Source organism: Pseudomonas sp. NPDC089530 (assembly GCF_050280705.1).
Classification (GTDB): domain Bacteria; phylum Pseudomonadota; class Gammaproteobacteria; order Pseudomonadales; family Pseudomonadaceae; genus Aquipseudomonas.
Window position 1 is genome coordinate 69568 of record NZ_JBNNVU010000014.1, and the last position, 11265, is coordinate 80832.

Sequence of the window (11265 nt, forward strand, 5' to 3'; positions counted from 1 at the left end):
AACCAAAAGTATTCATCTCCGGAGACACACAATGATTCAGCGGACTCTCGCCACTCTCATGCTCGCACTGGGCCTTGCCACTCTTGCCGGTTGTGCATCGCCTACTGTGATCACCCTGAATGACGGTCGCGAAATCCAGGCCGTCGATACGCCGAAATACGACCGCGACTCAGGCTTCTACGAGTTCGAACAGCTGGACGGCAAACAGACCCGTATCAACAAGGATCAGGTTCGTACCGTCAAAGAGCTGTAATCCACACCGTTACCGCCTTGAATGCATAAAGCCCGCTTCCGCGGGCTTTATCGTTTCTGGAGGCAGGACAAGCAGCCGGGATTACCACTGCAAGGTGATCCGGCTCTCGAACTCGCGCTCCTCACCGGTCAGCGGATCGCTGAAACGCAGCCCCTGGGCCAGCAACTTGAGCGGATTGGCGTAATCGTCCGGCACATCCTTGAGCGCATCGGGATAGAACGGGTCGTTGCAGATCGCCGCCCCCAACGCGCTCATGTGCACCCGCAGCTGGTGTTTCTTGCCGGTCACCGGGTACAGCCCATAACGCCAGAGCTCGCCGTTCTTTTCCCGGACTTCCAGCGCCGTTTCCGTATTGCTGGTGCCGGGCCCTTCCTGCATGCGGAAAAACGGCTCGCCATCCACCAGGCGGCTCTTATGCACCCGCGGGAATTCAAGACCCGGCAAGGCCGGTGCAATCGCCTCGTAACGCTTGTCGATCCTGCGCGTCGGAAACAGCGCCTGATAGGCCGAACGACTCTGCGGATTGGCCGAGAACAACACCAGCCCCGCCGTATGCCGGTCGATGCGATGCAGGGGCACCAGGTGCGGGTTGTCCAGGCTGCGAATCAGGCGTCGCAGCAAGGTCTGCTCGACATACTCCCCCGCCGGGGTGACCGGCAGGAAATGCGGTTTGTCCGCCACCACCAGGTGCTCGTCGACATGGATGATCGACTCCTGCACCGGGATGACCTTTTCGTCGGGCACTTCACGAAAATAGTGAATACGCAGGCCTTCGCGATACGCCAGGTCGACGCCGATCGGCTGCCCCTGCCCGTCGAGCACGCGACCACGGGCGATCCGGCTCAACCACTGTTCACGGCTGATGGTGCTGAAGTGGTCACACAGACAGTCCAACACGGTTGGCCATGAACCAGGAGGCAGGTACAGGGTGCTGGCCTGCTGCTGTGCGGCGGAAAAAGCTACGGAAGACATACAAAAGCTCAAGCGAAGATGCAGAGCGGCATTATCCAACATGGGCCCCGGAGAGCCTAGGAGAGTTTCCCTGTTCGGGACCAACGACTAAGCGTGGGCCACGCCCGCTTGCGCGGCGGCATCGGTAAACTCCTTCAGCCAGCGCAGCACATCGACCGCCTCCCAGCGGGCCGGGTCATACAGGGCATACAACAACCCCTGATACCCCACCACATCCAGCTGCCGGTGATAACCCGCACGCTGGAACAGGGCTTCGATTTCCGCGAAGCAGGTATTGAAATGCAGCTTGTTGAACGGCGTCTTGCCTTCCGTGACCAGCCCGTCCAGGCGCAGCTCGAGTACGGCTTCGCGCACCACGTCCGCCGACATGCGGTTCACACTGCTCTTCAATTGTTCGACATTGACCATCATCAGTCCTTCTACCCTTTCATTCGTCCACTGAGCACACGCCACGCCCTTCGAGATCAGCCACGGCCGACGTAACTGACGACCCACAGCACCACGCCCCAGATCTGCATCGAGTCCCGACCGTTCAGGGGGATGGAGGCCATCGAAGGGCGCGCCGCCTTGAGCAGCAACCCACCCTTGGGATCGGGTGCCAGCAGGCGCACGCCGTAGGTGTCTTCGCCATCGAGCGGGACCACCACGTACTGCTCCACCGCCGGGGTCGCCGAACGATCGACGATCAGCCGATCGCCCGGATAGATACCGAAACCCAGCAGGCTGTCGTCATCCACCCGCACCGCGCGGATCTGCGGCGCGCCGAGGCCCACGGTGCGATCCAGGGAAAAACCGCCTTCGAACTCGAGGCCGGCGGCAAAGCCGTCGTGCCGCGCCTGTTCGGACGGCAGATGCTGCAAACGCTCGGCGCGGGCGAGGATGGTGAGAGACATGGCGGAACACCCCGATAGCTGTATGCATATACAGTAACCGAATAATCGGGATCCCGCCAAGGGCTTGCAATGAAGGGCGACAAACGGAAAGCGCCGCGCCAGCGAAAGCCGGCTCAGCGCAGAAAGGCCACCACCTGCTCGGCATCGAACGGCCAGCCCAGCTCGGCACCGTTGTCCACCCGGCGCAGGACCGGGATACGCAGGCCATAGGCCTCGAGCAGGGTTTCGTCTTCCGCGATATCCACCAGCTCGACCATCAGCCCGTGCTCCACCAGCGGCATCAATTCCGCCTCGGCGAGTTCACACAGGTGGCAACCCAGGGTGCCGAACAGCTGACATTCAGGAGGCATGGCATACAGACCGAAAGAGAACAGGCGCTTATTCTAGGCCGGCAGAAAAAAGCCGTCGACCAATCCAGGCCACAGCGACAACCTGGTGCAGCCCTCTGCGGGCATTCTGCCAAAGACCTGATGCAGATCAGCGCGGCCAACGGCCCATTGCGCGATCCTCGGCGCTTTTTTTGCCTCTACGCTCTGTAGGTTCCATTCGCTGTCCGGAGATACCTGTGTTCGCCAATCTGTTGATCATCCTCGCCTCATCCCTGGTGGTGATTGCCCTGTTCCGGCGCCTGCGCCTGCCGCCCGTGCTGGGCTACCTGTGCGTGGGCCTGCTGGTGGGGCCGACCGCCTTTGGCTGGGTCAACGACAACGAAAACCTGCCCGACCTGGCGGAGTTGGGGGTGGTGTTCCTGCTGTTTTCCCTGGGCCTGGAATTCTCCGTGTCGAAGATGCTGGCCCTGCGGCGGGTGGTATTCGGCCTGGGCAGCCTGCAAGTACTGTGCAGCAGCGCCGTCCTCGGCGGCCTGCTGATTCTTGCGGGCGGGCCGCCGATCCCGGCCCTGCTGCTCGGTGCCGGGCTGGCGCTGTCCTCCACCGCCATCGTCAGCAAGGAACTGGGCAGCCTCGGGGAAATCTTCAGCAGCCACGGGCAGAACGCGATCGGCGTGTTGCTGTTCCAGGACGTGGTGGCCGTACTGCTGCTGACCCTGGTGCCGGTATTCGCCGGCAACACCGAACAGGCCTGGTACTGGGCGCTGCCCCTGACCCTGGCCAAGACCGTCCTGCTGTTCATCGGCCTGGCGCTGGCCAGCCGCTGGTTGCTGCCAAGGCTGTTCCACGAAGTGGCCGCCTCCCACTCCGCCGAACTGTTCGTGCTGCTGGCGCTGGTCATCGTCCTGCTGACCGCCTGGCTGACCCACTTGCTCGGCCTGTCCCCCGCGCTCGGTGCCTTCCTCGCCGGCATGCTGCTAGGGGAAAGCCGCTACCGGCACCAGATCGAGGCCGATATCCGACCGTTCCGCGACATTCTGCTGGGGCTGTTTTTCGTCAGCATCGGCATGCTGATCGACCTGCAGTTGTTCGCCAGCCAGGGCCTGTTGATCCTCGCCCTGACCCTGGCCCTGATGCTGATCAAGGGCGCGGTGGTGGCGTTGCTGCTCAAGCTGCGCGGCAGCGACAGCGAAACCGCCTGGCGCAGTGGCCTGGCCCTGGCCCAGGGCGGCGAATTCTGCTTTGCGCTGATGGCGCAGATGCAGCAGAGCAAGCTGATGCCAGCCGAGCTGAACGGCCTGCTGCTGGCCGCGACCTTCTGCTCGATGCTGCTCACGCCCCTGCTGCTGCGCGCCGCGCCGGACATTGCCGCACGCTTGCACCGCAAGCCGAACCAGGAGGCTCAGCTCGAAGAAATCAGCGCCCTCAACGCCGGCTTGCAAGGTCATGTGGTGATCTGTGGTTACGGCCGCGTCGGCCAGTCGATCGGCCGTTTCCTGCGCCGCGAACAACAGCCGTTCCTTGCCTTGGACGACGACCCGGTGCGGGTCCAGGAGGCCGCGGCCGGAGAACACTGCGTGCACTACGGCGACAGCCGCCGGGCCGACCTGCTCGCCGCCGTCGGCCTCGAACGGGCGCGGCTGCTGGTGATCGCGGTGGACAAGACCGACATCGCCCTGAACGTGCTGAAAAGCGCCCGGCGGATCAGCACCGACGTGCCGATCCTGGTGCGCACCCGCGACGACAGCCAACTGGCCGAACTGAAAGCCGCCGGCGCCAGCGAAGTGGTGCCGGAACTGCTGGAATCGAGCCTGATGCTGGCCTCCCACGCCCTGGTCATGCTCGGGCTGCCGGAGCCTCAGGTGCAGGCCAAGGTCGATGAAGTCCGCCACAACCGCTACCGCTTGCTGCATGGCTTCTACCATGGCGCGCAGACCGACCTGCTGGACAACCGCGGCCAGCCGCGGGTGCTGATGCATGCGGTCAATCTCGGCAGCGCCGCCCACGCCTGCAACCTGGCCCTGGGCGAGCTGGCACTGGAACAGTTGGGCGTGGATGTGCAAGGGGTGAAACGCGATGGGCAGGACCTGGAACTGGCCGCCAGCACCCAGCTACAACCCGGCGATACGGTGTTGATGTCCGGCCCGCTGGCGGCCATCGAGGCCTCGGAGGCGCGCCTGCTCGGCGGCCAATGACCGGCAAGGCCCTGGCCGCGGGTGCCGGCCAGGGCTATGCGGATTCAGTCCTGGCTGACCGCGCCGATCTTGTGCAGCGACAGGTCGGCGCCGTAGTACTCCTGCTCCTGGGTCAGGCGCAGGCCACAGCAAATCTTGATCGCTCCGTACACCGCAAAACCGCCGAGCAGCGCCACCAGCACGCCAAGGCCGGTACCGATCAACTGGCTGGCCAGGCTGACCCCGCCCAGGCCGCCCAAGGCGCTCTGACCGAAGATCCCGCAGGCGATACCGCCCCACACACCGCACACCCCATGCAGGGGCCAGACACCCAGCACATCGTCGATCTTCCAGCGGGTCTGGGTGGCGATAAAGCACCAGACGAACAGCGCGCCGGCAATCGCCCCGGTGATCAGGGCGCCCACCGGATGCATCAGGTCCGAGCCGGCGCAGACTGCCACCAGCCCGGCCAGCGGGCCGTTGTGCAGGAAGCCCGGGTCGTTGCGCCCGACGATCAGCGCCGCCACCGTGCCGCCCACCATGGCCATCAACGAGTTGACCGCCACCAGCCCGCTGACCGCTTGCAGCGTCTGCGCGCTCATGACGTTGAAGCCGAACCAGCCGACAATCAGGATCCACGAGCCCAGGGCCAGGAACGGAATGCTCGACGGCGCGAACGCCACCAGCTTGCCGTCGCGGTAGCGCCCGTTGCGCGGCCCGAGCAACAGCACCGCCGCCAGCGCCAGCCAGCCGCCCATGGCGTGCACCACCACGGAGCCGGCGAAGTCATGGAAACCGGCGCCGAAGCGGTCCAGCAACCAGGCTTGCAGGCCGTAGTTGCCGTTCCACACCAGGCCTTCGAAGAATGGATAGACGAAGGCCACGATCAACGCCGTGGCGCAGAGCTGCGGAACGAACCGCGCCCGCTCGGCGATACCGCCGGAAATGATCGCCGGAATGGCCGCGGCGAACGTCAGCAGGAAGAAGAACTTCACCAGCCCGTAGCCGTGGTCGGCACTGATCACCGCCGCCGGCTGCAGGAAGCTGATGCCGTAGGAAATCCAATAGCCTATAAAGAAATAGGCCAGGGTCGAGACGGCGAAGTCGCTGAGGATCTTCGACAGCGCGTTGACCTGGTTCTTCTGACGCACCGTGCCCACTTCGAGGAAGGCGAAGCCGGCATGCATGGCCAGGACCATGACCGCGCCGATAAGGATGAACAGTGTGTTGGAACCATGGACCAGAGTGTCCACAGCGCTTTGCAGATTTTCCATGGAATGGGCAGACCTGAATATCAGGAACCAGCCCCGAGCCGCTCGAGCGTTTTTGCACCAAGTTGGCACCACAGGCCCTGTCGACCGGTGAATTCTGACCCGTTTTGGCGCAGCGCTATTGTCGAGCAGGCGTAGCGCTCGGAGTGTTTCCGTCAGTGTTGATTTTTTAGGGTAAGGTTTTACCGGTCATGCACCGCGTCCTGCGCGCTTTCGGCGCACCCACCCGTGTTTACGCACCAGGACATAGCAAAAGCTGTACCAGACACTTGCACTGAACCTTCGCGCAAGGCTCATACTCGAAACTTTCGAACGCCACTATGGAGATCACCATGACCGGCAAAACCACCAAGACGGCTCAAGAAACACTGATGGCGGACTTTCAGGCACTGGTCAGCGACACGGAACGTCTGCTGGAACACACCGCCAGCCTGGCCGGCGACCAGGCGGACGAGTTGCGTACCCAGATCCACGACAGCCTGCTGCGGGCCCGCGAGACCCTGCAACTGACCGAGCAATCCCTGCGCGAACGTGGTGAGGCAGCGGTCGCCGCCACCGAGGACTATGTCCAGAACAACCCCTGGCAGGCCGTGGGCATCGCGGCGGGCGTGGGCTTCCTGATCGGTCTGCTGGCGACCCGGCGCTGATATGGCTATCGAAGAATCCGGCTCCTCCGCGGGTCAAGGCTCCTCGACACGGCGCCTGGGCGCTGCTTTCCTCGGGTTGCTGCACAGCCATGTCGAACTGTTCGGCATCGAGCTGCAGGAACAGAAAGCCAGGACCGTCAGCCTGCTGCTGTTCGCCGGGCTGGCCCTGGTATTCGCCCTGCTGCTGTTGATCGGCCTGTCGACCCTGGTGTTGATCCTGTTCTGGGACAGCTATCGCCTGAGCGCCATCATCGGCCTGTGCGTCTTCTATACGCTGGCCGCGCTGTTCTGCGCCCTGCGCCTGAAGGCAGCGGTTTTCGATGAGTCCTCCCCCTTCCACGCCACGCTCGAAGAGTTGGCCAACGATAGGGAACGCCTGCTGCCATGAGCCTGCCCGATCTCCCGCAAACCCATTCCCGGCGCGAGATGCGCAAGGCGCTGATCCGCCTGCGCATGGAAATGCACCGCCAGGAAATCCGCCACGAATCCCAGCAGTTGCTGCAACCCTTGCAGCGGGTCCGCGGCCTTGGCCAGAGCTGGCAACAGGGCTTCGGCATCAAGCACGCGCCGTTGTGGGGCGTGGCCGCCGTGATCCTGCTGGGTTTCCTCACCGGCAAGGGCGCCAAGAGCGGCAATGTCAGAAGCTTCGCCCGGCTGGTGCGGATCGGTGCCGGCCTGTTGCCGCTGATCAAACTGATCATGCAAGGCGCTTCGCGTAAAAACTGAGCCGACTGTCTGGCCGACTCCGACCCGTCAAGAACCCTGCAGGAGCGTCTAACAACTGCTCCGGCAGGGCTTCTTCGCTTGACTGGCTCGTTCCGCTTGCAGGCACCCACGGGAACCGGGAAGCTAGCCCATCAGTCATTCGACGGAGAGACCCCGCCTTGGATTGGCATACCCTGCTTACCCGCGAACGCCTCGGAAAACCGCTGCACAGCCCTGAAGAACTGGGCCGCAGCCCCTTCCACAAAGACCACGACCGCATCATCTTCTCTGGCGCCTTCCGCCGCCTGGGGCGCAAGACCCAGGTGCACCCGGTCTCCAGCAACGACCATATCCACACCCGCCTGACCCACTCCCTGGAAGTCAGCTGTGTCGGGCGCTCCCTGGGCATGCGGGTCGGCGAGACCATTCGCGACGCCCTGCCCGACTGGTGCGAACCCAGCGATCTGGGGATGGTGGTGCAGTCGGCCTGCCTGGCCCACGACATCGGCAACCCGCCGTTCGGCCATTCCGGCGAAGACGCCATCCGCCACTGGTTCCAGCAGGCCGCCGGCCGCGGCTGGCTGGATGCCATGAGTGAAAACGAGCGCAACGACTTCCTCAATTTCGAAGGCAATGCCCAGGGTTTCCGCGTACTGACCCAGTTGGAATATCACCAGTTCGACGGCGGCACGCGGCTGACCTACGCCACCCTCGGTACCTACCTGAAGTACCCCTGGACCGCGCGCCACGCCGACTCCCTGGGCTACAAGAAGCACAAGTTCGGCTGCTACCAGAGCGAGTTGCCGTTGCTCGAACAGATCGCCAACAAGCTCGGCCTGCCCCAACTCGAGGAACAACGCTGGGCGCGTCATCCGCTGGTGTACCTGATGGAAGCCGCCGACGACATCTGCTACGCCCTGATCGACCTCGAGGACGGGCTGGAAATGGAGCTGCTCGACTATGCCGAGGTCGAGTCGCTGCTGCTCGGGCTGGTGGGCGACGACCTGCCGGAAACCTATCGCCAGCTCGGCCCGCGGGATTCGCGCCGGCGCAAACTGGCGATCCTGCGCGGCAAGGCCATCGAGCACCTGACCAACGCCGCCGCCCGGGCCTTCGTCGAACAGCAGGACGCCCTGCTCGGCGGCACCCTGCCGGGCGACCTGGTGGAGCATATGCACGGCCCGGCCAAACGCTGCGTGCTCAACGCCAAGGACATCGCGCGCAAGAAGATCTTCCAGGACAAACGCAAGACCCTGCACGAGATCGGCGCCTACACCACCCTGGAAATCCTCCTCAACTCGTTCTGTGGTGCGGCGCTGGAACAGCACGGCGGGCGCACGCCGTCGTTCAAGAACCGGCGGATTCTCGATCTGCTGGGCAATAACGCCCCCGACCCGAACGGCTCGCTGCACACCTCCTTCCTGCGCATGATCGATTTCATCGCCGGCATGACCGACAGCTACGCCAGCGAAATGGCCCGGGAAATGACCGGACGCTCCAGCCCGCAATAACCCTCTGTCGAATGGCCACCTCGGACGCTCGAGGTGGCCGTTCATAGAGATTTTTGCAGATCGACAACTAAGGGATTCCCCTAGACCCGCATCAGGGAATAACCTGATACAGCCCTGACTCAACTTCCAGCACGGACCTGCTTAACACTCCGCCAAACTATCCAGACCAGCCTATTTCAAACAACATCGATAGCTAGAGCACTCACTCTATAACTAGCGATATTGACCGATAGATACTGGACGGTAACTAGCATAACTAGCAAAAATCAAACGAGCCGTTAACGCTACAACCAAACATCCTACCTTTACCTTTCGATACATCCGCCCGGCCTTTCGGCCAGGGGCCTTGCCACACAAGGCGCCCACGGGCTCCCCACGATTACAAATTCCGTACAAATCGACTTAACCGTTTCCGCTAGTCTCAGATTGCAAATGGCCATCAGTCGATTAATTTCACCTCCGACAGATCGTTCTCCTTGCATGACATTGCGCCGAGTGGTCGGTCGCCGAACAAATAGTAAGCACGCTAAGTACTTCACTGAAACTTCAGCCCTGCCTATTAGTTCCAGCAGGTTAATTCAGAAATTTCACCCCACGCCGTAACAAAGAGCGCGCCCAGGACTCAAGCGTCAAAATGGAAGTGATTACACGGAAATGAATCCGTGTCGAAAAGTTGTTGCTGTTGCACTTCCTCGTCCGTTTTCCACTATTAAGGATGTCGAGTGCCTTACACGTCCGCCCATCACCCAAGCTGTCCCGCGGGCCTGCGCCGCTGGCTGCTGGCCTTGTTGCTGGCCGGGTCCCTGCCCGTGGCCGCTGCCGACCTGCCGCAACCGGGCCAGGAAGCCCTGCGCCTGCAGCAACAGCAACAACGCGACCTGCAGCAACTGCAACTGGAACAACGCCAGCGCCAGTTGCAGCGCGGCAGTTTCGGCACGCCGGCGATCGCGCCCGCCGAGGCCGCCCACAGCGGTGCGGACGAACATTGCTGGGCCCTCGGCGGCACGCGGATCGCCGGGGTCACGCTGTTCAAGAAAGACCGCTTGAACCGCCAGCTCGACCCCTATATCGCACCCTGCATGGGGGTGAACGCCATCAACCGCCTGCTGGCGCAGATCACCCGGATCTATGTGGACGCCGGTTACATCGCCAGCCGCCCCTACCTGAGCAGCGCGCCCGCCGACGGCCATTCGCTGGATATCGTGATCGACGAAGGCTACGTCGAAGCCGTCGAGCTGGCCGATCAGAGCCTGCCGGTTTCCCTGGCCGGCGCCTTCCCCGGGATGCTCGGCGAGCCGCTGAACCTGCGCGACCTGGAACAGGGCCTGGACCAGCTCAATCGCTTGCGCTCCCTGGACCTGACCGCCGATATCGCCCCCGGCAGCCAGCCCGGCGCCTCGCGGATCATCCTGCGCTCGCGGGGCAGCGCCGCCTCGCGCTGGGCCCTGGGGCTGGGTGTGGATAACCTCGGCAGCGCCAGCACCGGGCGCGACCGCAACGCCATCAACCTGAGCCTCGACAGCCCGCTGGAACTCAACGACGCGCTCAACCTGAACGTCAGCGACACCCTCAATCACGGCCCGCGCTACAGCCGCAGCGCCAGCGTTTTCTATTCGATCCCCTACGGCTACTGGACCTACAGCCTGTTCGCCAGCCATGCCGAGTACCGCGCGCCGTTCAAACTCAGCAGCACCACCCTCTACAACAGCGGGCGCACCGACCTGCTCAGCCTGCGCGCCGACCGCGTACTGTGGCGCGACCAGGGGCACCAGTTGAGCGCCAACCTGCAACTGGCCCACAAGGATGTCGACAGCTACCTGGAGAAGGTCCGCCTGGGCATCCAGAGCCCGACCCTGACCGTGGCCGAGGCCGGGCTCAACCTGTTCTGGCTCAACAGCGCGGTGTGGAACCTGGACCTCAACTACGCCCAGGGCTTGACCTGGTTCGGCGCCGACCGCGACTCGCAACAGGTGCAGCCCAACCTGCCGCAGGCGCAGTTCCGCAAGTACCGCGCCAGTCTCAGCCAATGGCGCAACGGCCGCTTCGGCAGCCAGCCCTGGCAGTGGCAGAGCCAGCTGTCGCTGCAGTACAGCCCCGACCCGCTGCCGGCCATCGAGCAACTGCTGGGCACCGATGACTCCGCCGTGCGCGGCTATCGCGAGAACAGCGCCTCGGGCGCCATCGGCGGGATCTGGCGCAACACCCTGCGCCTGCCGTTGCAGACCGACCTGCCGTTCAAGCTGACCCCGCGCCTGGCCTTCGACCACGGCCGGATCAAGGCGCAAGAGGGCGCCGGCAGCGAGCGCCTGAGCGGCGCCAGCATCGGCCTGAACCTGAGCTGGAAGAACCTGCAGGTCGACGTCGATTACCAGCACAGCCTGGAAACACCCCAGCGCTTCCACCATGAACCGCCCACCTGGCTGACCCGCCTGAGCGTGCAGATATGAGGTCCCCGAACCGTGCATCAGCCTGCCAAGACCCGCCGAGCCTGAGCCCGCCAACAGCGCTGC

At 63.7% G+C, this 11265-nt stretch carries 12 protein-coding genes; 7 read left to right on the top strand and 5 right to left on the bottom strand.

Features of this window, described 5'->3' with window-relative positions; genetic code table 11:
* Positions 1-31 precede the first annotated feature (31 nt).
* The gene (locus ACQKQA_RS08380; RefSeq protein ID WP_427555418.1) at positions 32-253 is read left to right on the top strand and encodes a YgdI/YgdR family lipoprotein; all 222 of its coding nucleotides are present in this window, start codon (positions 32-34) and stop codon (positions 251-253) included.
* An 81-nt stretch (positions 254-334) separates the two neighbouring features.
* Here the strand turns inward: ACQKQA_RS08380 and ACQKQA_RS08385 are convergent, their stop codons facing one another.
* The 4 genes from ACQKQA_RS08385 to ACQKQA_RS08400 all read right to left on the bottom strand — a co-directional run bounded on the left by ACQKQA_RS08385 (position 335) and on the right by ACQKQA_RS08400 (position 2468).
* A complete protein-coding gene (locus ACQKQA_RS08385) occupies positions 335-1225 on the bottom strand; it encodes a pseudouridine synthase (protein ID WP_427555421.1) in 891 nt (296 codons plus the stop codon).
* 87 nt (positions 1226-1312) lie between these two features.
* Positions 1313-1633, bottom strand: coding sequence for a transcriptional regulator (locus ACQKQA_RS08390; RefSeq protein WP_427555472.1), 321 nt, complete (start codon positions 1631-1633; stop codon positions 1313-1315).
* A gap of 56 nt (positions 1634-1689) precedes the next feature.
* A complete protein-coding gene (locus ACQKQA_RS08395) occupies positions 1690-2118 on the bottom strand; it encodes a LexA family protein (protein WP_427555424.1) in 429 nt (142 codons plus the stop codon).
* Positions 2119-2231: 113 nt separating this feature from the next.
* The gene (locus ACQKQA_RS08400) at positions 2232-2468 is read right to left on the bottom strand and encodes a glutaredoxin family protein (protein ID WP_427555427.1); all 237 of its coding nucleotides are present in this window, start codon (positions 2466-2468) and stop codon (positions 2232-2234) included.
* Positions 2469-2683: 215 nt separating this feature from the next.
* Here ACQKQA_RS08400 and ACQKQA_RS08405 point away from each other — a divergent pair, with 215 nt between their 5' ends.
* Entirely contained in the window at positions 2684-4642 is a 1959-nt protein-coding gene (locus ACQKQA_RS08405; protein WP_427555430.1) for a monovalent cation:proton antiporter-2 (CPA2) family protein, read from the top strand.
* Positions 4643-4686: 44 nt separating this feature from the next.
* Here ACQKQA_RS08405 and ACQKQA_RS08410 read toward each other — a convergent pair whose 3' ends face one another.
* Positions 4687-5895 (bottom strand): ammonium transporter, encoded by a 1209-nt coding sequence (locus ACQKQA_RS08410; protein ID WP_427555433.1) that lies wholly within the window; start codon positions 5893-5895, stop codon positions 4687-4689.
* Positions 5896-6224: 329 nt separating this feature from the next.
* On the opposite strand from ACQKQA_RS08410, the gene ACQKQA_RS08415 reads away from it, so the two are divergent.
* From ACQKQA_RS08415 to ACQKQA_RS08435, 5 genes are all read left to right on the top strand, one after another.
* The gene (locus tag ACQKQA_RS08415; protein ID WP_427555436.1) at positions 6225-6539 is read left to right on the top strand and encodes a DUF883 family protein; all 315 of its coding nucleotides are present in this window, start codon (positions 6225-6227) and stop codon (positions 6537-6539) included.
* 1 nt (position 6540) lies between these two features.
* Positions 6541-6927, top strand: a complete 387-nt coding sequence (locus tag ACQKQA_RS08420) for a phage holin family protein (RefSeq protein ID WP_427555439.1) — start codon at positions 6541-6543, stop codon at positions 6925-6927.
* Entirely contained in the window at positions 6924-7265 is a 342-nt protein-coding gene (locus ACQKQA_RS08425) for a hypothetical protein (RefSeq protein ID WP_427555442.1), read from the top strand. The genes ACQKQA_RS08420 and ACQKQA_RS08425 overlap by 4 nt, the downstream gene beginning before the upstream one ends.
* A gap of 158 nt (positions 7266-7423) precedes the next feature.
* Positions 7424-8755, top strand: coding sequence for a deoxyguanosinetriphosphate triphosphohydrolase (locus ACQKQA_RS08430; RefSeq protein WP_427555444.1), 1332 nt, complete (start codon positions 7424-7426; stop codon positions 8753-8755).
* 722 nt (positions 8756-9477) lie between these two features.
* Complete coding sequence (locus ACQKQA_RS08435) at positions 9478-11202, top strand: ShlB/FhaC/HecB family hemolysin secretion/activation protein (protein ID WP_427555446.1); 1725 nt, start codon at positions 9478-9480, stop codon at positions 11200-11202.
* The last annotated feature ends 63 nt before the right edge of the window (positions 11203-11265 follow it).